The sequence below is a fragment of the Pleionea sp. WD8-19 genome (assembly GCF_055326765.1).
The window spans coordinates 145,198-167,021 of the sequence record NZ_JBUZOU010000001.1 but is presented as its reverse complement, the minus strand read 5'-3'; the positions used below and the strand labels follow the sequence as shown (position 1 = coordinate 167,021).

Below are 21,824 nucleotides of genomic sequence, written 5' to 3'. Positions count from 1 at the left end.
GCGCCCAGGTTATTCGGATGGTATTTAACGAAAACTGCGGATCAGCCATGGTTTGGCAGTACAGCTATTTACCCAGTTGTTTTTCTTTGATTTCTGCCAAAGTTTTGCAGTCGATACAGAGGTTGGCGGTTGGTCTGGCTTCCAATCGACGAATACCAATCTCTACACCGCAAGACTCGCAGTAACCGTATTCTTCGTCGTCAATGTCCTGTATGGAGCCGGTAATTTTTTTCAGTAGCTTACGCTCGCGATCGCGGGTGCGCAGTTCTAGGCTGAACTCTTCTTCTTGGCTGGCGCGATCCACCGGATCCGGAAAATTAGCCGCTTCGTCCTGCATGTGGTTCACCGTCCGGTCTACTTCTTCCATCAACTGCTTTTTCCAGGTTTCCAGAATATTCCGGAAGTGGGCGCGCTGATCGGCGTTCATGTATTCTTCGCCTTTCTTTTCTTTATAGGGCGCGATCCCTAAGTTACCTAAGGTGGTCGACGTCGCTGCTTTTTGGGGTTTTCGAGCCATTGACTGCTCCCAGCTAAAATCAGGTTAATACAACGTTACTGCGCACTACTTTAAGCCAGTTGGTGTATCACCGTTACGCAGCAAGATTCATAGCCGCGGATATATAGCATACTTTTTTCGCGGCGGATAGCATATGGGGACAAAATCCCGGTTTTCAAGTGTAGTCTGTTATAAGGAGTATTTCTGTTCGTCGCTCAAAGAGTGACCTTAATGGGGTGCTTAATTGCCAGTGACTTTGGTGATAACTCAGTGCCGTAAGCGACTATTTCCACTCCCGCTTGGTGTGCTTGTTTAAGTAAAGATGTGTATTCAGGATCAATATGGCTTGCACCTCGGACCTCTGATATTCCGCTGTGCTGAACGCAGAACAACAACATGGCTCGACCTGCTCCTGACGTTACTATTGAAATAAGCTCTCGCAAATGCTTCTGCCCTCGTGTGGAAACGGCATCTGGGAAATAACCCATGCCGTCCGACTCTTTCAGGGTGACGCTTTTCACTTCGATGTACAGGGGATGTTTGTTTTGTTGGATTAAAAAATCGATACGACTGTTTTCATCACCGTATTTCACTTCTCGTTGCAGTGAGGAGTAATCGCCAATTTCTTGGATCACACCGGACGCTATGGCTTCTTCGACCAGTTTATTGGCAAAGTGAGTATTTACTCCAATACGCTCGCCCTCGTGGTTTTCAGTGATACACCAAGTATAACGGTACTTGCGTTTGGCGTTTTGCGAGTCGTGCAGCCAAACGCGCCAGCCCTTCTCCCAGCAGGCTTTCATGGAGCCTGTGTTCGGGCAGTGCACCGTGATGGCTTCACCATTTTCTAACTCAACATCGGCGAGAAATCGTTTATACCGTTTTTGTAACGTTGCTGCAGTAAGAGGAGGTTGAAATTGCATGTGAACGCTTCTGAGTAAAAAAGTCGCTGAGTATAAGAACTCAATCGTCTTCGGTCAAAAGCCAGACTCGATCCCGTTCCACTTTAATTGGCAGTGGTTTCAAATACATTCCACGGCAAGGGCCAAGCACGCACTTTCCTGAAAGTGGATGGAATTGTGCACCATGAACTGAGCAAAAAATATGATATTCATCGATAGAGATGATGCGTTCGCTGTTCATATTGAGCCGGGCATTTGCATGAGGGCAGCGGTTTACGTAGGCGGCAATGTGCTCTCCGCGTCGAATGAGCAATACATCGTCGGGCTCCGAAAGGGAAACGATTAATCCTTTTGCTTCATCGATTTCCTTAACTTGGCAAAGTTCACGCATAATAGAGGAAGAATCATGTTTTATAGGAAAAGTTTAGTTGAATTTGTGGTTGTTTTTATTACCGTTTGTCGGTGTTACGGTGTATTGGGCTGTTTTTTATCAATTACAGCGACGGTGGCTTTTCCCTTTACATCAATTGCGAATTCCGGGCGATGGAAACCCAAAAGTTGCCGAAAGCTTCTGGTTGCAACACCCTTGGGGAAAAACTGAAATATGGTGGTTAAAGGCTCATAGCGAAAGTAAGTGTTCGCCTGCTGTTATTGTTGCGCATGGTCAACTGGGCGTGATTGATGGCTGGGAAGAGCGTTTGATAGGGTTGCAAAAGCGAGGATTTCATTGTTTGTTGGTGGAGTACCCTGGTTATGGTCGCAGTGACGGACACCCTGGCGAACTTACGTTTCAGCAAACGCTTTGCACCGCGTACGACTGGCTTTGTGCACGGGGTGATGTGGATAGCGAGCAAATAATCGGTTTAGGACGTTCGATGGGGGGTGGGGTGATTTCCTTGTTGCTCGACCATCGTCCTTTGGCTTGCCTGTGGTTAATGTCGACTTTTACCAGTTTGCGGCCCTTTGTGACTAAGAAAGGGGTACCGGGTTGGTTGCTGAAAGACACACTCGATACGCAGCGACGACTCTCTGAACATAACATTCCAACATTAATTATTCATGGCACTGAGGATCAGGTCATCCCGATAGAGCACGGCAAAAAACTTGCCTCTACAGCGCGTAATGCACAGTTCGTGTTGGAGCGAGCGGGTCATGATGGCTGCCCCATCAGTTGGGAGCAATATTGGCAGCTGGCCACCGAATTTTATTATGCCGCAATGCAAAAGCCAAAGAGTTAAAGTTCGGAAACAGGACACTTTGATGTAAAATACCTACGGTAAACGTATTTATCCTTGTCTGGTCAAGTAGGACACTTGAGATGTTGCGGAAACAGCGGATGTTCCGATAATCTGGAAAGACTATGCCATTAATTGATGCCGCTAAAGCGAAATTACCCACTGCCTGGGGTGAGTTTGAAATTCACGCGCTGGAAGACCCTGAAACTCACAAAGAGCATGTCGCACTGACTATGGGCGATCTCACCGGCGATGAGCCCGTATTGGTGCGAATTCACTCCGAATGTTTAACCGGTGATGCCTTGTTTTCCATGCGCTGTGATTGCGGTCCGCAGCTTGAAGCCGCTCTGCAGAAAATTGCCGAAGCCGGTCGCGGTGTATTGCTTTATCTTCGTCAGGAAGGACGTGGCATTGGTTTGGTTAACAAAATCCGAGCCTATGCGCTACAGGATCAGGGGATGGATACGGTTGAAGCCAATGAGTCGCTTGGCTTTGCTGCGGATGCGCGTGACTTTACGCTCGCCGGGCAAACATTGCAGGCGCTTAATGTATCGCGTATTCAACTTATGACGAATAATCCACGTAAAGTTGCTGCACTAGAAAAAGCCGGCATTAAAGTGGTGAAACGTGTGCCTATGAAATACGGTAAAAATCCGCACAATGAGAAATACCTGTCAACTAAACATGGCAAATTGGGGCATTTATTTTAAGCGCTGTTCCAGTCCAGTCTTCGATCCGGAAATTCGTCTTGCCTTCCGGGTCGCAAATCACCAAAATCGAACAAAACCAACCACAAAGGAATTTCCATGACTGATCAACTGATTGTACAGCTTTCTTCTAAGTCAGCTGCGGGCGCGTGGAACGCCAAATCCAATCTGTCAATTAATGAAAACCGAGCGACCATTCATATCACGCCTCATATGAGTCAAGAACAAATTCGTATTGGAGCCCGGCAAATGCTCGCACTGGGGTTTGAACGCTTCAAACTGGAAGGTGAACAGTGGGATCTGGAAGCCCAGTTTGCTTTTGCTCAGGCAGCTTTTTCTCCCAAATTTATCCCGGAAGTCGAGTGGCTTAGTTTAGGAGAGAAAGAAGATAAAGAGTTGCAATCTTTGATTACTTCCAGCTATTGGACTCGTACCCAGGTCAACCGTACTCCAGAAGATCTGTCACCCATGGTGTTGGCACAAGAGACTGCGGAATATATTTCGAGTTTGGCTCCGGAAAATGTCAGCTTTAAAATCATCAGCGGTGAAGAACTGGAGCAACAAGGCCTGGTGGGTATTCATGGTGTCGGTCGAGGCAGTGATCGTCCACCGGCCCTGTTGGAGCTCGACTTTCAGCCCAATGGATGGGGTGACGCGGCACCCATAGCGGCTTTGGTTGGAAAAGGCATTACCTTTGATAGCGGTGGCTATAGCATCAAAGCGAGTGAGTCCATGTTGTACATGAAAGGTGATATGGGCGGTGCAGCAACGGTGACTGGAGCACTTGCACTGGCCATTCAACGTGGATTGAATAAGCGTGTCAAACTGTACTTGTGTTGTGCAGAAAACTTGATCAGCGGACACGCTTATAAACTGGGTGATATTCTTACGTATCGTAATGGCGTAACGGTGGAAGTTTTAAACACCGATGCCGAAGGGCGCCTGGTATTGGCTGATGGCTTGATCCTGGCCAGCGAATCGGGTGCTGAACTCATCATAGATGCGGCAACCTTGACCGGTGCCGCAGTTACCGCGCTCGGTGAGCATTATAATGCGGTGTTTGCATTCGATAAGCAGTTATCAAAGGATATATTGCGTTATTCAGAACAAGAAAATGAGCAACATTGGCCACTGCCTTTGGAGCCTTTTCACGTTGCAACAACACCTTCCAGTTACGCGGATACGGCCAACAGTCGTCCGGTGAAAGGTGGCGGCCCTGGTGGTGCTAGTAATGCTGCCGGCTTTTTATCGCGTTTTGTATCTCAAGGGCGGCGTTGGGTACATCTCGACCTGGCGGCTTGTATGCTGGGTAGTGATGCTGGCGGCTTGTCTGCTGGAGGAACCGGAAAGGGGATTCGAACGATCGCTCGGGCATTGCTTGAAGCGTAAGGTATTCGCTCCAGTGGAGACTGGAGCTAGCGAACTTCAAAAATTTTTAAATTACTCTCATAACCATTCAAGGGAAACTCATGAAAAAACTCATCATTGGTATTGTGGTATTGGCCGCAGTGTATGTAGGGCTGGTGTTGTTTGTTAAAAGCCAATCACAAGAGGTTTTTAATAAAGAGCTAAAAGAGTTGCAAAAAAATCCTCAGCTTGACGCGGTATTAAGCCACGAAGAGAAGGGTTTTTTATCAGCGACCGCTGTTCTTGATATTCAATTAAAAAATCAACCGGATGTGTTGTTTCAAATTAAACAACAGCAGTCGTATGGGCCACTGCTGTTTACCGATCAAGGCATAAAATTGGGTTGGTATTTTATCAATGCTGAAGTTATTCCTGGTGAAAAGTTGAAAAAAGATATTCCACAAAACATTGATGCTGATGATTTATTTGATATCCATGTGTTATCCCATTTTTCAGGTGCCGTAGTGGGTGACCTTCTCTTTAAAGGGCTTGATTTTAGTGAGCAAAATACACAGGTGAACATTTCACCGGCCGAAGTGCACTTCAATACGGATATCTCTTTCGAAAAAATTGCCGGTCAAGGCGTATGGCCTGGTATGACGGTAACCGAAACCAGCACGCAAGAAGGGTTGTCAATCAACGGGGTTAAGCTCGATTTCGATCAAACGCGTGTGTCTGGCAACATTATGGACGGTACCGCTATTTATCAAGGCGAAGGCACTTACAGTGTTGAAGAGGTGGCGTTTAATCAGGGCGGTCAGTTTTTCAAAATGGACAACCTGATCATTAAAGGTGTGGCGAGTGTAGAAGACGAAAACGCAATGAATATGGCGATCGAAATGAGCTCAGATCGATTTAACCTTGCTGGTGAAAAGTACACCGACAATCGAGTTAACATGTACTTTAATGGCCTCGATATTGCTCTATTGCAACAAATCGGAGATGTTAGCCAAAAAATGCAGCAAGCGGCCATCGATGGCCAAGATGTTTCGGCTTATAACATGCAGTTGATGAATATGATGATGCAACTGGTGCAAAAAGGGCCGAGTATGCAGATCAAAAATACACAGGTACTCACAGAAGATGGTTTGATCACTGCAGCATTAGATGTAAATGTCGACAAAGACAAAATGGATCCACAAAACCCGATGGCGATTATGGCGGCATTAAGTGCGGTATTTGATGCTGAAGCGCCTGAAGCTTATTTTGCTAAAAAAGGAATGACGCCGATGATCGAACAATGGGCACAAATGAATTATTTGGTGAAGGAAGATGGTAAGTTAAAAGTAAACGCTACGTTCCAGAATGGGATGCCGATGTTAAATGGACAACCCATGCAAGGCATGCCTAGTATGTAAGTGCTTCTTACTTGATGTCATTGAAAGGGGAGTGACCACTCCCCTTTTTTAATTGCGAATCAATAAAACCATAGTACCTAATACGGCCTGATTTTAACCTGATCTTAGTCGAGTGCCGCAGAAAGTCTTCAAATATCCTATAGTATTGAGATAGTCTCAAACGTTCGTGTTTCTCCACCATTCATATTTTTGTTTTTGCTGTTGAAACAAGTAGAGCATCTGGAGCGGTACACCGCATCAATGAATTGTTTATTGAGCTGTTTCATTCAATTTTGGTTGGTTATGTCGCTGGATATAGCCGAAACGGATGTTTGTAAAAGGTTACCGATAGACGAAGCTCCTTTTCAGCAGATGCACTGGGCTGTGGTTGATTGGCTCCAAGTTGCGGACTTTCAGCAAAGCAATGTCTTATTTGACGTGAATTCAGTGTCAACCGAAACAGATGAACCTGTTCAATTGAGCAGTGGAGCTAATGAAAATAAAGAGCGATTCTATATCGCTGTAATGGCAGTGTTGTTTATAGTCGCACTGTATCTGGTTTTGGATCGATTTCGTTTGTTACAAAAAGCCCAACGTGAAATTGCGGACAACAAGCAAGCATTAGATAAAGCGTTGGAAGAGATGACCGCTATTGCACGAATCGATCCTTTAACTTCGTTATTTAATCGGCGCGCTTTTAATGAAGTTACTCAAAGTGAATTTGCTCGAGCCAATCGAAGTGGAATCGGATTTAGCGTTATATTGTTTGATATCGACTATTTTAAATCGATTAATGACAATTTTGGCCACGACTGTGGCGATGATGTGTTGGTGAATGTCGCAAACTTGACCAAGCGGTTGATTCGGGCGCAAGACCGTCTAGCACGTTGGGGGGGTGAAGAGTTTATTGTTTTATTACCGGAAACCGATGCTGATGGAGCCCTACAGTTGGCTGAAAAAATAAGAACAGTGCTGCGGGCGTCACCCATCATTTATTTTGGTGAACAGCAGCAGCCGTTATTAGTGACGGTATCTCTGGGAGTGTGTGATATTGAGCGTGGAAATTGGGATGTTCATACCTGCATAAATAGGGCAGATGACGCATTATATCTCAGTAAGCAAAATGGTCGGGATCGCGTAACACTTTACCAGCCGCCGGTTGAAACATGACAACGCTGACAAATGAACCGTATCGTGATTTAATGGCGGGTAAGACGAATTGGAGATAAGTATCCAATGGATAACATTTTCGATAATTGCTTAAATTTTGCTAAACCAGAAGTGACTTTTTGCTGTTGCAAATAGGAAACGTTTCATTGACGGCCAAATAAAACGAACTCTGCGTTAGTAACTCAATTTTCTTATCTTGAGCTGGCTTTTGTGTGTTGTACATGAGTACCAATAATTAAATAACAAGAACTGAAATTATTTTATGAGTGTAACCATTAATGACGTTGCCAAGCGAGCTGGTGTTTCTATGAAAACGGTATCGCGGGTGATCAATAAAGAACCATCTGTACGGCAAGATACTTTCAATAAAGTGATGGAAGCAGTAAAAGACCTGAATTACCAACCCAATCAGGCCGCGCGTAACCTTGCCAGCACCCGGTCGTATATTATTGGTTTCGTATACAGCAATCCCAATGCTTATTACGTGATAGATATGCAAAAAGGGATATTGTCGGAGTGTCGCAAACGCGGATACGAATTGCTGATCCATCCCTGTCAGCCTTCGGAAAATAAATTTATCGAAGAAATTTCATCGCTAGTTAAACATTCTCGGATCGCTGGACTGGTGTTAACACCGCCTTATTCGGAAATGCCAACTGTCGAAAAAGCGCTAAATAAGTTGGATATTCAATTTGTGCGCATTGTTTCCGGCTCAAAAGTCGATAAGCAAAACATCAATTGCGTATTAGTCGATGACCGAACTGCGTCCTATCATATTACTCAACATTTGATTGAACTCGGGCATTCTCGTATCGGCTTTTTATGCGGTGGACAAGAACATAAATCGACTGGCGAACGGTTGGCAGGTTATCAAGATGCACTGGAAGAAAACGGAATTCGTATGAGTAAGTCGTTGATAATCGAAGGTGAGTATTCGTTCGACTCGGGGGTAGCAGGTGCAAAAAAATTGTTAGCACGTAAAAAGCCACCGTCGGCGATTTTCGCCAGTAATGACGAAATGGCGGCGGGTGCTTTATTTGCAGCGCGGTTGGCTGGCGTGGAGATCCCACAACAACTGTCCATTGTCGGGTTTGAAGACAGTCCTTTCTCGCGTCAAACTTGGCCTAAATTAACGACTGCACATCAACCGAACGAAACGATCGCTCAGACTGCTGCGGCCTTATTAATTGATAAATTGCAGAATAAATCGAAAAAAGACTCTACTGAACAAAGTGTTCGTTTTTGCCCGGAATTAGTAGTGAGAGACTCAACCGCAGCGGTAAAGGGCTAACTAGGAAAGCCACCTGAAATGACAACAGATGGCTTTATTAAAAAGTTATTAAGCTGCACTTTCCGATTGCGGTAAGTTGGGCATGACTGAGTTATAACCTGAAATTTTCACCCAGTAGATGATCCAACAAATGAGTGCAACAAAGAAAGCAATAATATTAACGACAGGAATAATCTGGCAAACATTGGCAATGGCGAACACAAGGCCAATGGTTTTTGCTCCCTCACCATTATCTTCCACCCCATGGGCTTGATGCTTACGTGTTATGGCTTCGGCAACTTTAATCACTGTGTAGATCATCCACCCCCAGTTAAAAATCGGGATCAAATTCAAAAACACTAACCCCGGTTGCATTGCGCGATTTTCCTCGCCTGCATTTTCCAGCGCTTTGTATAAGCTGACCAAAAACAGTATATAAATGACAAGTATGACACCGAGTATGACAAAAAAAACGGTACCCATACCAGCCATGATAGCCATGATTTGTTGTTCGGACATTTCCATTTAACGTCTCCTGTCAGTTTTCGTTATTGTAATCAGTCATTACCCATCTTTTTGTATTTGATACGATGTGGTTGATCGGCATCAGCACCCAACCGTCGTTTGCGATCGGCTTCGTACTCAGCATAGTTTCCTTCAAACCATACCGTTTCACTGTTTCCTTCAAAAGCCAGAATGTGCGTTGCAATGCGATCCAGGAACCAGCGGTCATGCGAGATTACCACAGCACAACCGGGGAATGCCAACAACGCATCTTCCAGCGCTCTCAATGTCTCTACATCCAGGTCATTGGTCGGTTCATCCAGTAATAGTACATTGCCGCCAGAACGTAGCAGTTTTGCAAGATGTACCCGGTTGCGCTCACCGCCTGAGAGATCTTTGATGAATTTTTGTTGATCCGATCCTTTAAAGTTAAACCGGCCAACGTAAGCTCGTGAAGGCACCGTGTAGTTGCCAACCGTAATATTGTCGGAACCATCCGAAATTTCTTCCCACACGGTTTTATTGCCGTCGAGAGCATCTCGCGATTGATCGACATAGGCAAGCTCAACGGTTTCACCAATACTGATTTCACCGGCATCTGGTTTTTCTAAGCCCATCAACATTTTGAAGAGTGTGGATTTACCCGCACCATTTGGTCCGATGATGCCGACGATGCCCCCTTGTGGCAAGCGGAAGTTAAGATCGCTGTACAGTACTTTATCGCCAAAGTTCTTTTGTACATTTTGCGCTTCAATAACATGGCTACCTAGTCGTGGACCGGGTGGAATATAAAGTTCGCGTGTTTCATTTCGTTTTTGGAACTCTTGTGATGACAGCTCTTCAAAGCGCTGCATACGCGCTTTGCTTTTCGCTTGACGCCCTTTCGCGTTCGAGCGCACCCACTCAAGCTCTTCTTTCATGGCTTTACGATGCGCCGTTTCCTGCTTCTCTTCCATCTCCAGACGGTTTTGCTTTTGCTCTAACCAGGAAGAGTAGTTTCCTTCCCATGGAATGCCATGACCGCGATCAAGTTCCAATATCCAACCGGCCGCATTATCGAGGAAGTAACGATCATGGGTTACGGCGACCACGGTACCGGTAAAGTCGTGCAGAAAGCGCTCCAGCCAAGCAACAGATTCGGCGTCGAGGTGGTTGGTGGGTTCGTCGAGTAATAACATATCGGGCTTCGACAGGAGTAATTTACACAAAGCAACCCGTCGCTTTTCACCACCGGATAAATGCTTTACTTCTGCATTCCAAGGCGGCAAACGTAACGCGTCGGCTGCGCGATCCAGTGTGCGATCAATCTCCCAACCATTAGCGGCTTCAATTTTATCCTGTAACTCGGCTTGTTCCGCAAGTAAGGCATCAAAGTCGGCATCGGGTTCGCCAAAGGCATTGCTGACTTCCTCAAAGCGTTTGAGCCAGATTTTTACCTCGCCCAAACCTTCTTCAACGTTGCCGCGTACATCTTTGCTTTCGTCTAGCTGAGGTTCTTGCGGTAAATAGCCGATATTAATGCCCGGTTGTGGCCGTGCTTCACCATCGAATTCGGTATCGACGCCTGCCATGATGCGCAGAACGGTGGACTTACCAGCGCCGTTAAGCCCGAGCACGCCGATTTTTGCGCCGGGAAAAAAAGAAAGGGAAATGTCTTTAATAATGGTTTTGTTCGGGGGCACCACCTTGCTCACCCGATTCATGGTATAAATAAACTGTGCCATATTTGTTTTTTCACCAGTCAAAAAAATTGCGCTAATTTTAGCAGCTCTGGCGATAATCTGTCAGTGGTTGAACAAAATATAGAGGGCCAAGCTTTGAGCTCAAGAAAAACAACAACATTATCTCAACTTGGTTGGGTGATATTGATTTCGACCTTGGCCTTAACAGGGTGCCGAAATGAAAATCTTTCCTTTTTAACGTCAAATGTCTATCAATTGGCGGATCAACGCGAGATTGAGTTAGAAAAATTCGTGCCTGCTTTAAAATCTGAATCTTTTGCTGATCGTCGTGCAGCGGTATTAAGTTTGGGGAGAATCGGGGGCGATAAAGCGGCCGCCATAATTGTAGAATATTTAAACGATCCAAAGTTCGAAGTGCGTCGAACTGCAGCTATGGCCTTAGGTATTGCTGAAGACCCGAAGCAGCTCCCCCAATTAATATTAGCGTTGCAAAAAGAAACGCATATTACCGTTCAGCAAGAAATTTTATTGGCTATTGGCAATTTGGGAGGAGAAGGAGCATTAATTGTGTTAAATAACGCGTTAGCTCATGCTCCAACGTCGGGATATGCGGCACAAGCCATCGGATTACTGTTTACCTGGCATGACAGTGCGTCTTTGAAAGCAGAAGTCAATTATCCTTCATTGTTAAAACTTTCAACTGAAGACAATTTTTCATCGGTACAAGCGGCTTTTGCGTTATCAAGGCTTTCTGGCGTAGACGCTTTTTATTCTGAACGAGCTTTAATCAACACTATTGATGACGCAAAACACATTCGGGCAAAAGCACTGTTAATTAAAACTTGGTCTCGCCGAACGGATCGACGACATTCGCTATCGTTATTACCTCTGTTATCGAGCGAAGAGCAACCCTTGGTCGTAGCATCGTTAAGAGCATTAGCCGACTTTGCCGATAACAATTTGATTGCTGATCCGATGCTTAGCGTGTTTTTGGAAAGTGAAGGTGCAGTAGCTGCCGTTGCGCTTGAAAGTTTATTACCGAAGGCTAATGGTAAAATAAAAGCGCGAGCGTTGTACTCGGTTTCAGAACGTAACAATGATTGGCTCACGGGTATTGCATTGGATCATCTTGCAGAATTTCACCCGGATAAAATTGAAAGCTTGATTGAAACAATCACGGTAGAAAAGTCTCGTTGGTTAAAAGTAAAAGCACTCTCATTATTACGGAAGTCAAATAAGTCTAATAAAGACCTAATGAAACAACTCACCGCAGATAATGATCCTTACGTCATTCGTCAACTCATGGATAGCCCCAGTATACAATCGAACAAGGAATCAAAAGCTATTCCAATACCTTCTCCTGATTTTGATACAGCGGTAAAAGCAATAGGGATGCGAATTCGTGTAACAACCAATCGAGGAGAGTTTGAAATAACTTTAAACGACCAAGCGATTTTCACCGCACATAATTTTGTTCAGCTCATTCGTGACGGTTATTACCATGGCAGTGTTTTTTCACGAGTGATCCCAAATTTCGTAGCGCAGGGTGGAGAGAGACATGCTGATGGTTCTGGCAGCGTCGGTTATGCAATCCGAGAAGAATTAAATTTAATTTCGCATCAACCTGGTACGGTTGGCGTGGCGACTACCGGTAAAGACACAGGTGGTGCGCAATTTTTTATTAACCTCGCGCCCAATCTTCATCTGGATCGACGCTATACTGTATTTGGGAAAGTGACCAAAGGTTGGGAGTATGCTCAACGTATTCAAATGGGAGATTGGATTGTTGATGCACTGGTTTTTGATACCTACTGAATGCTAAATGCGAAGCACTAAGCACTAAGCACTAAGCACTAAGCACTAAGCACTAAGTACTAAGTAATAAGCAATAAGTGATAAGTAGTAAGAAAATCAGAAGTAAAGTTGACATGGCAGAGTGTGGACAACATCCTTTTTAGAACTTAGAACTTAGAACTTAGAACTTAGAACTTAGAACTTAGAACTTAGAACTTAGAACTTAGAACTTAGAACTTAGAACTTAGAACTTAGAACTTAGAACTTAGAACTTAGAACTTAGAACTTAAATGAAAATACACGCACATACAAATCAGCGCCGACACAATGAAAAGGTACTCAAGTGGTCTTTTATGATCATTTTTACTTTTATGTTGGTGGAAGCTGTTGGTGGATGGCTTTCTGGAAGCTTGGCGCTGTTAGCGGATGCCGGCCATATGCTCACCGATGCTGCGGCTTTAGGTATGGCATGGGCCGCTTTCATTGCAGGAAGAAAACCTCCAGATGATGAACACTCGTACGGTCATCAACGTTATCAAGTCATAGCGGCTTTTTTGAATGGCATTTTTCTTTGTCTTATCGTGCTTTGGATCCTGTTCGAAGCCTTAGAACGATTTCAATCGCCACGCGATATTGACGCTCCTTTAATGTTGCTGATTGCAAGCATTGGCTTAATCGTCAATATCGTTGCATTTAAAATGCTGCATTCGGGTGAACACCATAATTTAAACATACGGGGGGCGTTAGTACATGTACTGAGTGATTTGCTGGGTTCGGTTGCAGCTATAGTTGCCGGAGTTGTTATCTATTTTTTAGGTTGGCTTTGGATCGATCCTGCACTTTCATTGGTTGTTGCGGCTCTTGTGCTAAGAAGTGGCGTATTATTGATTAAAGACTCTGTACATATATTATTAGAAGGTGTGCCGCAACATATTGATGTTTCCGAAGTTAAAGAACATTTAGAAAAAAAATTTTCGCAAGTAGAAAACGTACACCACGTACACACGTGGAGCTTAAACAATGAAGAAGTGTTAATGACTTTGCATATTAAAGTCGATTCGTTGGATAAGCTCGATGATTTACTCAAAAGAGTTCATTCAACGCTCGAAAAAGAGTTCAATATCACACATGCAACGGTACAGTTTGAAATGGATTATTGTAGCAGTACGTTAGAGAAAAAGTAACTGATAACGATGTCGTTTTCTGAAATCTTATCCAAACGATCTATTTCTACCACTACTCTTTGCTTGGTATAAATTTTCATCTGCCTTAGCTATCAGATTTTGTCGGTAAGCCATCCATTCGTTTTTATCGTTGTGATATTCAGGAAGTAGAGTACTGTAGCCAACACTGATGGTCACATTTTTGTCAGTCGTTGAGGATTTATGTTCAATGTTAAGGTTTCGAATGGCGTTTACACAGTTATCTGCAATTTTTTTCAATTCGTTTGGTGATGTCTCTGTAATAGTAATAATGAACTCTTCTCCACCATAACGAGCAACGAATTCGCCACTTCTATGACAGCAAGAGACGAGTGCACTTGCGACTGCTTTTAAACACTCATCGCCTTCTAAGTGGCCATAATTATCATTAAAAAGCTTAAAATGGTCAACGTCAATCATGAGTAAACCAATACTGCTTTCTTGACGCATCGCACGGCGGATTTCTTTGTCAAGCTCTTCAATAAAATGACGACGATTAAAAACGGAGGTGAGCGGGTCTTTTATCGAGAGGTGCTTCAATGCTTTATTTGCTTCCATTAATTTATTATTCGCAACCGATAATTGTTGTGTTCTTTGTTCAACGAGTGCTTCAAGAGCATTGAATCTTCGCTTTACTTTTAATAGCTCTTTTGTTTGGATAATGGTGTTAAAAGTTTGTACGATCGATCTTTTGGCTTTTTGAGTAACTTTAGCAATCGCAGAGCCGGCTGAAACCACTATGGATAAAACCTGCTGAGCTTTGGAGCTTTTGACGAAGGGACCGCTTACTCTAACTTCTAAAATATAGTCGCCAGGAGGTAATGTGGTAAGGATGATTTTACTCCCATTAACACTGGTCCATTTGCGAGTTAAGCCGATAAGGCGATATTGGTATTTAAACATTTTTTTTGTCCAGTACCAAAAGCTGCACAGTGTAATTTGAAGTAGCCACTCGCCTTCAGTGAGCTTTAGCTCTCTTTTTTCCCATGAATGCGCTTGATTGCAACTAATAGCAACCACTTCGGGATGAATGCTGGGTAACGATGACAGTAGCTGCTGGATATCCACTCTGGTTAGTGAGTCGTTTAACCCACACCAAACAATATTTTTATCAGTAGTCAGTAAGCTTCGGCTGGTTGTAAATTCCCAAAAAGTATCTACTGGAATGCGATCGATTGTGATTGAACTTTTATGTTTTACATTGTAAATAATCAGTCCATTTGGCGCACCAAGAAGTAAGGTGGAGTTATCGAGCATACAACAGCTCCAAGCTGCGACACTGCTTTCACTTTGGTATACAGTGTTCAATGTTCCGTTTTTTTGTTCGATGATGCAATTGTTGGTTGCAATAATTATGTGATTTTTGCCTATTGAATATACGTCGTACACATTATGGTATGTGGTGTTTGTAATAGCTGGCTTAACCGCTAAAGAGTCAATACTCAGTAGCCATAAACCTCTACCCAGTGTGCAAACAAATAAAGTACCATTGTCTTTTACTCGTAATGTGTAGACGTATCCTAATGATATGTTTTCGCTGTCCAATATCTCCCGACAGGTATTTAGGCTTGCATCGAAAATGTATAATCCAGATACTGTTCCAAAAAAAAGCATTGGTTTTATATAGTAAAGGCATCGAGCTGGGCCGCAATTAGACGGGGAAATGAGTCGCACTTTTGTGTCTCGAATAGAGCTAAATAACAATACACCTTTTTGGGTGGCTGCAACATAATTTAATTCCTTGTAATATTGTAAATCCCAGACAGAATAATTATTAAGAGTCGGAATTTTAGTGACTTTGTTGTTTTTATGTGAGATGTAAAAACTTTTACGGTTTCCTCCAACTAATATCCCCGTTTTTGATTGGTTAACACTCAATATAGAGTTGTTTTTATTGCTTGTAATGTATTGGATGGAGTTGTTAATTGCGGATATTTTAACTAAACCCGATTGCTCCGTTGCTAACCAAATATGGTTCTCTTGATCTTTAACCATATGGTTTACTCTAATATCCTGTAGAACAGTACTTATATGCTGAATTTGATTGTTAACGACGGTTAGTCCTATTAATTTATCGGATAAAGCGAGTAGATAATCATCATTATTCATATGAATGATGGCATAAGGGGATTCGATGTTTTTGGGTAGGTAGACTGATTTTTGAACGATCGAGTTATTATCGAGTAGTATAAAGCCAAGTTCAAATAAAATAATAAACTCAGAACCTGACTGCGTAATATTGATGAACGAACCAAAATCGCTAGCCTCTTTTATTTGGAGTGGTTTCAACTTATGCTGGTTATAACTCCAAAGCTCTTCAGAGGAGCTATGAAAAATGATATTTTCTGAGCTTAGCTGTGTTACATGGGATGTTTGTTCCGACTCAATTAACTTTTCAATGCTTGGACTATTATTGGATTCAAAATGCAATTTAACCAAACCATTTGCGCAAGCGACTAAATAGCTATCTGGTTCGCATTGTGCAATTGAGTCGCACCAACCTAATCCTATTGAGGTTGTGTCTATTGAGGCTGTAACTTTTTGCGATTTGATATTGAGCCAGTCAATACCTCGATCCGAACAAATGATAACAGACTCATTGATAACTCGAACAGAACGAAGCCCATGAGTGAGTAAACCTTGCTCTTGATTGAGAACATTTATGGATTCGCCGTTATAAATTGCGAGTCCATTAGGTGTTGCTAACCATATTTGGCGCTCCGCGAAACAAAGCGAGTGTATTTGATGAGTCGGTAAACCGTCACCTCTGTTTACAGTATCTATAGCGAGCGTATTTGCCATTTTAAATCCATAGTTTAACTTGGCTATTATAGCTTATTCTACGAATAGAAATCCTGATTCTATCTAAAGCTTAAGATTACGCTATTATTTAATTAATGCTTAAATCAGAGACTCAATAACCTATTCATTACTCAACAAAAATTTAATCCTGTAACTCATTGTTCGTACTAAACGGTTCCTATTGAAGTATCAAATTATATTGAATCGATAGCGCATAGATGTGATTAATCAATGGAGATGGATCAGCTCCTTAGGCGGTTTAGATGAGTTTAAACGTTGATGTGAGTGCTTTAATTTCGTTCACCAATTGTGTTACTCGTTGGCTGGTTTGTAACGTTTCATTAGCATCATGGGCTGTTTGTTCCGATAAATGACTAATTTCACTAACTTGTTGAGTAACTTTTTCTGTTACAGACTCTTGTTCGTCGGCGGCAACAGAAATTTGTGTATTCATATTAGCTACTTTGTTAACTTCTTGAGTCACTTCCTTTAATAAATCGTAAATGTGATTCGCTTTGTTGACGCTTTCTTCGGCTCTTTCTCGACTCGATGACATCACGGTTACCGCATCATTTGATTGACCTTGTAAACTCTCAATAACCTGCTGTATTTCAGTCGTTGATTGCTGTGTTCGTTGCGCTAATGTTCTTACTTCGTCAGCGACAACCGCAAACCCTCGCCCTTGCTCACCTGCTCGAGCCGATTCAATCGCTGCGTTTAATGCAAGTAAGTTAGTTTGCTCTGCGATGCCTTTTATCACATTAAGAATATTGGCTACAGACTGGCTTTCTTTCACAAGCTGATGGATCACTTGTTCTGCTTGAAAAATATCGTTGGATAAAGCATTGATGGCTCCTTTATTTTCCTCAACTGCAACTTGACATTGATGTACTCGAGAATTTGCATGTGTTGCTATGGATTCTGCATCATTGGTATTTTTGGAAACTTCTTTTGCTGTAGCCGCCAGTTGGTACAACGCGGTTGCAATTTGTTCGCTCCCCGATTTTTGCTGTTCAGCAGCGTTACTGGTTTTGTGCGATACGGTTGCCAGTGTGCTGGCGGACTTAGAAAGTTCACCTGCGGAATTGACCATCGTTTCGATTAACGCTTTTATTTTTCCAACAAAAACATTGAAATGCTTACCAAGCGCTGTGATTTCATCATTTCCTTTAACAGGCAGTTGAACCGTTAAATCGCCTTCACCAACTGCAATATTTTCCATCCGTTGGCCGGCATATACGATAGGTTTGACAACGGTCATCAAAACAAAAGCGGTCGCAAACACAGCGATTGTAACTCCGATAATGATGGAAACGATAATGGTACTGTAAACGTTACGCTTGGTTTCTGTTGCTGATTGAGTTTGCTCGCTGACGGCCTGCTCGATTTTTTGTGAAATAGACTGGCTGACCTCCAGTAAGCTACTCTCCGCTTGCTCATAATTTTGTTTGATATTATTAAAATGCTCAAAACTTGTTAAGAGCGCATCAAAAAGCGATTTATGATTTCCAACGAGCTCCGACATGACATCGGCCCAAACTTGTCCTTCATAGACACCGGAATCGACTTCTTCTTCCATAGGTTCAACGTCTATCAGTTGCTCTGTTTCATCATCTAAATTGATCCATGAAGTACGAAGTCCTTGTTGGGTAATCTCGTTATTTTCACCACCGAGTAATCGCTGTAAATAATAAAAGCGTGTTTTTAGTGCAACATTAGCCCTAAAAAATGATTTTGCGAGTTCCCACTTAGTACCCTGGTCGATGTTTTCAAGTAAAAAAAGGGAGTTGATGTAATCGGATAAACGATTCATAAAGGCGTCGAATGTTGTAAATCCTTCCAGTGTTTTTTGATAGGCGTTGGAATATTGTTGGTGGCTGCTGAGCAGTTGATTCTGCATCGAGATATAATTTTCGTAATTGTCTTCGAGCTTTTTCGCGTCTTTTTTTAAGATGAGTTTTGACAGCCTAACAATTTGAAGAACTTTTTCGGCTTTTTGTTTTTCATGGTTTATGGACTCTAAGAGTTCTGAACTAGAAACTTCAGCGGTAGCCGTTGCAGCATTCGTTAAGGCCGTTTGTTTTTGAATTGCTAACGATAGAGTATTGCTGCCTTGTGCGGTTGGTAGGGCATCTTGAGCGATATAGTCAATATTTTCACCGAGTTTAACGGCACCATTAAAGCCAATACCTCCAGCTATCAGAAGCATAACGGTAATTAGGAAAAACCCACCGCCGAGCTTTTTTCCAACGGTAATTTTCATTCTTCGCCTCAAAATTGCCTGGTATTGACGTTGTACTACCAGTAATTTGCGAGTAAGTGGTTAATTTAACTCAATGTTTTAGCTTAATCATAGGTCATTTCTATCGGTTTTAAAGGTAAACCGTGGAAGTGATGGAAACTATTAGATTATGGTTTTTATTCATTACGGTGCTTAAGCGAAATTTAAAAAGCGTGCGAAGTATCTCAAAAGTAGTTATATGGCTCGAAAATGTGAATAATTCCCTAAATGTTTTTTATCTCGTTATGTATTATCGCGCTCCGTTTTTGAAGTACTGGATTAAGATCGTTATTTTATGGACGCACGAATAGACAGTGGTTTATCTCCCGCTTATTGCTTAGCGGTGATATTTAAATATTTCGATATAAGTACCTCCGTAGAGTGTACCGCTGAAGAACATGGTATTTCCATTCGTTCGATAGGGCAAAATGAGATACTCCAATTAAGTAAACAAGCTGGATTAAAAGCTAGTGTTAAGTCTTTGACACTAAAAGATTTTCGAAACGAATTGTTTCCCTGTGTTGGATTATTAGATTCCGGTGAGTATGTCATCCTTGTTCGATGTACTGACGACCAAATTATAATTCAACAATATGGAGAGTCTTCTGTTAAAGCATTCACTCATTCTGAATTTGAGCAGCTTTACTCTGGCCGAACTATTTTATTTAAACGCCAGTTATCGCTCGAAAGCTTAAAAGAAAAGTTTGATATCTCCTGGTTTATTCCTTCTCTGGCTAAGTATAAAAAGCTGCTAACTCAGGTACTTATTGCCTCTTTTACCATTCAGGTATTAGCTCTTGCTTCTCCTTTATTTTTTCAGGTGGTGATTGATAAAGTATTGGTTCATAGGAGCATAACTACGCTTGATGTGCTCTGCATCGGCTTATTGATCGTCTCAATTTTTGAAATCGTTCTAACTGGGCTTCGAACCTACCTCTTTTCACATACGACTAATCGAGTCGATGTAGAGTTGGGCAGTAAATTATTTAGTCATTTGGTAAAGCTACCTATTGCGTTTTTTGAGTCGCGCCAGGTAGGTAATATTGTCGCGAGAGTTAAAGAGTTGGACAGTATTCGAAATTTTATTACCGGTACTTCTTTAACTCTGGTAATCGATTTGCTATTTAGCTTTGTCTTTTTTGCCATCATGTATTACTACAGTACTACTTTATTTACAATCGTTGCCTTAATGATCCCTTTGTATGTGATATTGAGTGCGGTGATCACCCCTATATTAAAACGGCGTTTGGATGAAAAGTTTAAGTACGGTGCAGCGAATCAAGCATTTTTAACGGAAAGTGTTAATGGAATAGAGACTATAAAGTCTCTGGCCTTAGAGCCCAAAGTGAAACGCCAATGGGAGGAACAACTTGCACGGTATGTTGTTTCTTCTTTCAAAACGACAAACCTTGGAAATATAGCAAATCAGACCGCAGGTTTTATCAATAAGTTAACTACATTGTTAATACTATGGATCGGTGCACGATTGGTGATTGAGCAGCAAATCAGCATGGGGCAATTGATTGCATTTAATATGTTTGCAGGCCGAGTATCTGGACCAATTCTTCGCTTGGTTCAGGTATGGCAGGATTTTCAACAGGCTCGAGTATCCATCGATCGGCTTGGTGACATATTAAACTCACCAAAAGAGCCTACGTTGACTAGTGCGCAAGCAACCGGAGTCAACTTGAAAGGGGATATAGAGTTTAAAGACTTGAGTTTTCGATATCAGGCCGACACACCGCGTGTATTGGAAGGCATTGACTTAACCATTAATAGCGGAACCGTAGTAGGAATTGTAGGTCGTTCTGGTTCTGGTAAAAGCACTCTTACTAAACTGATTCAAAAGCTTTATTTACCAGAAAAGGGAAAGATCACAGTTGGCGGTGTCGATTTAGCCGTTATCGATCCTGCTTATTTACGACGAAAGATTGGTGTTGTTTTGCAAGAAAACTTTCTCTTTAATAAATCCATCAAAGAAAATATTGCTTTTGGTGATCCTACGGCATCTATGGATCGAATAACCGAAGCAGCAAAATTAGCAGGAGCCCATGAGTTTATTATTGGTTTGGCAAATGGTTATGACGCCATGGTTGGTGAATACGGGCGTAATCTTTCGGGTGGCCAGCGGCAACGAATTGCGATTGCCCGAGCGCTACTTACCAATCCCGATATTTTAATTTTTGATGAAGCTACCAGTGCGCTGGACTACGAATCGGAACGCATCATTCAGGATAACTTAAAAGATATTTGTAAAGGTCGCACGGTAATAATGATTGCGCATCGCTTATCCACCATTCGAAATGCCGATAAGATTTATGTACTCGATAGGGGGTCGCTAATAGAACAAGGTGATCATCACAAACTTATGGCAGAGCAAGGCTATTACGCCAAATTGTATGGATACCAAACAGCATGAATATAGCAAATACAGATGCCAAACAGGGTTTTTCTAGTAAAGAACTGTACGAGTTTTTACCTGCTGTATTAGAAGTCACAGAAACGCCACCTAATAAAGCCGCAAAATGGGTCACCTGGAGTATCGTTATTTTATTCTTCAGCGCTGTTGCCTGGGCATGTGTTGGTAAAGTGGATATTGTCGTCGTTGGTCAGGGGTATTTGGTTCGGCTACCTCCTAAACCGAACGAAGAAAATCAGATTCCATTTAAGGCGATAGTAAGCTACCAAAACAAAGATATTGGATTTTTAAAGCCTGAATTACCGGTAACGCTAAAAGTAGATGCTTATCGCTTTACTCGTTATGGCTTGTTACAAGGTGAATTGAAATCCATCAAGTTCGATACATCTACTCAGCATACCAAACAATACCTGTTTACCGGCAATGTGGTATTGAAGTCGAATGACATACAGGTAGAAGGAGAAACGGTTGAGTTGGTCGAAGGTATGACCGTTACGGCAGAAACAAAAGTTGGCGAGCGACGAATTATTGATTTTATTTTGTCGCCGATAAAGAAAACTGTTTTGGAGAGTGCTCGTGAGCAGTAGTGTTAATAAAATGTGATATTAATTTCAGA

At 42.5% G+C, this 21,824-nt stretch carries 17 protein-coding genes; 10 read left to right on the top strand and 7 right to left on the bottom strand.

Translation table 11 applies throughout. From position 1 onward, the window contains the following. Positions 1 to 64: 64 nt before the first annotated feature. The 3 genes from dksA to ACTUJY_RS00640 all read right to left on the bottom strand — a co-directional run bounded on the left by dksA (position 65) and on the right by ACTUJY_RS00640 (position 1,789). Entirely contained in the window at positions 65 to 517 is a 453-nt protein-coding gene (dksA, locus tag ACTUJY_RS00650; RefSeq protein WP_463614099.1) for an RNA polymerase-binding protein DksA, read from the bottom strand. A gap of 194 nt (positions 518 to 711) precedes the next feature. Beyond that, complete coding sequence (gene sfsA, locus ACTUJY_RS00645) at positions 712 to 1,419, bottom strand: DNA/RNA nuclease SfsA (RefSeq protein WP_463614098.1); 708 nt, start codon at positions 1,417 to 1,419, stop codon at positions 712 to 714. Positions 1,420 to 1,459: 40 nt separating this feature from the next. Continuing rightward, positions 1,460 to 1,789 (bottom strand): Rieske (2Fe-2S) protein, encoded by a 330-nt coding sequence (locus ACTUJY_RS00640; protein WP_463614097.1) that lies wholly within the window; start codon positions 1,787 to 1,789, stop codon positions 1,460 to 1,462. Positions 1,790 to 1,826: 37 nt separating this feature from the next. On the opposite strand from ACTUJY_RS00640, the gene ACTUJY_RS00635 reads away from it, so the two are divergent. The 6 genes from ACTUJY_RS00635 (at position 1,827) to ACTUJY_RS00610 (ending at position 8,545) form a co-directional block, all read left to right on the top strand. Next, positions 1,827 to 2,636 (top strand): alpha/beta hydrolase, encoded by an 810-nt coding sequence (locus ACTUJY_RS00635; protein WP_463614096.1) that lies wholly within the window; start codon positions 1,827 to 1,829, stop codon positions 2,634 to 2,636. Positions 2,637 to 2,758: 122 nt separating this feature from the next. Continuing rightward, the gene (gene ribA / locus ACTUJY_RS00630; protein ID WP_463614095.1) at positions 2,759 to 3,343 is read left to right on the top strand and encodes a GTP cyclohydrolase II; all 585 of its coding nucleotides are present in this window, start codon (positions 2,759 to 2,761) and stop codon (positions 3,341 to 3,343) included. A 96-nt stretch (positions 3,344 to 3,439) separates the two neighbouring features. Then, positions 3,440 to 4,729, top strand: a complete 1,290-nt coding sequence (gene pepB, locus ACTUJY_RS00625) for an aminopeptidase PepB (protein ID WP_463614094.1) — start codon at positions 3,440 to 3,442, stop codon at positions 4,727 to 4,729. A gap of 80 nt (positions 4,730 to 4,809) precedes the next feature. Then, positions 4,810 to 6,105: a DUF945 family protein gene (locus ACTUJY_RS00620; protein ID WP_463614093.1), complete on the top strand. Its 1,296-nt coding sequence runs from the start codon at positions 4,810 to 4,812 to the stop codon at positions 6,103 to 6,105. 282 nt (positions 6,106 to 6,387) lie between these two features. Beyond that, positions 6,388 to 7,254 carry a GGDEF domain-containing protein gene (locus tag ACTUJY_RS00615; RefSeq protein ID WP_463614092.1) on the top strand — a complete coding sequence of 289 codons (867 nt, stop codon included), beginning with the start codon at positions 6,388 to 6,390 and terminating at the stop codon, positions 7,252 to 7,254. A 262-nt stretch (positions 7,255 to 7,516) separates the two neighbouring features. After that, positions 7,517 to 8,545 (top strand): LacI family DNA-binding transcriptional regulator, encoded by a 1,029-nt coding sequence (locus tag ACTUJY_RS00610; RefSeq protein ID WP_463614091.1) that lies wholly within the window; start codon positions 7,517 to 7,519, stop codon positions 8,543 to 8,545. Between the two features lie 48 nt (positions 8,546 to 8,593). Here the strand turns inward: ACTUJY_RS00610 and ACTUJY_RS00605 are convergent, their stop codons facing one another. Beyond that, entirely contained in the window at positions 8,594 to 9,049 is a 456-nt protein-coding gene (locus ACTUJY_RS00605; RefSeq protein WP_463614090.1) for a hypothetical protein, read from the bottom strand. Between the two features lie 32 nt (positions 9,050 to 9,081). Then, positions 9,082 to 10,752: an energy-dependent translational throttle protein EttA gene (gene ettA / locus ACTUJY_RS00600; protein WP_463614089.1), complete on the bottom strand. Its 1,671-nt coding sequence runs from the start codon at positions 10,750 to 10,752 to the stop codon at positions 9,082 to 9,084. A 93-nt stretch (positions 10,753 to 10,845) separates the two neighbouring features. On the opposite strand from ettA, the gene ACTUJY_RS00595 reads away from it, so the two are divergent. Both ACTUJY_RS00595 and ACTUJY_RS00590 read left to right on the top strand, forming a co-directional pair. Further along, on the top strand, positions 10,846 to 12,525 hold the full coding sequence (locus tag ACTUJY_RS00595) for a peptidylprolyl isomerase (protein WP_463614088.1): 1,680 nt from the start codon (positions 10,846 to 10,848) through the stop codon (positions 12,523 to 12,525). A 269-nt stretch (positions 12,526 to 12,794) separates the two neighbouring features. Next, a complete protein-coding gene (locus tag ACTUJY_RS00590; protein ID WP_463614087.1) occupies positions 12,795 to 13,688 on the top strand; it encodes a cation diffusion facilitator family transporter in 894 nt (297 codons plus the stop codon). Between the two features lie 27 nt (positions 13,689 to 13,715). Here ACTUJY_RS00590 and ACTUJY_RS00585 read toward each other — a convergent pair whose 3' ends face one another. Further along, the gene (locus tag ACTUJY_RS00585; protein ID WP_463614086.1) at positions 13,716 to 16,136 is read right to left on the bottom strand and encodes a ligand-binding sensor domain-containing diguanylate cyclase; all 2,421 of its coding nucleotides are present in this window, start codon (positions 16,134 to 16,136) and stop codon (positions 13,716 to 13,718) included. A 631-nt stretch (positions 16,137 to 16,767) separates the two neighbouring features. Continuing rightward, on the bottom strand, positions 16,768 to 18,771 hold the full coding sequence (locus ACTUJY_RS00580) for a methyl-accepting chemotaxis protein (protein WP_463614085.1): 2,004 nt from the start codon (positions 18,769 to 18,771) through the stop codon (positions 16,768 to 16,770). Between the two features lie 313 nt (positions 18,772 to 19,084). Between ACTUJY_RS00580 and ACTUJY_RS00575 the strand changes: the two genes are divergently transcribed. Both ACTUJY_RS00575 and ACTUJY_RS00570 read left to right on the top strand, forming a co-directional pair. Continuing rightward, positions 19,085 to 21,208, top strand: coding sequence for a type I secretion system permease/ATPase (locus tag ACTUJY_RS00575; RefSeq protein WP_463614084.1), 2,124 nt, complete (start codon positions 19,085 to 19,087; stop codon positions 21,206 to 21,208). Next, positions 21,205 to 21,795, top strand: coding sequence for a hypothetical protein (locus tag ACTUJY_RS00570; protein WP_463614083.1), 591 nt, complete (start codon positions 21,205 to 21,207; stop codon positions 21,793 to 21,795). Before ACTUJY_RS00575 ends, ACTUJY_RS00570 begins: the two co-directional genes overlap by 4 nt. The last annotated feature ends 29 nt before the right edge of the window (positions 21,796 to 21,824 follow it).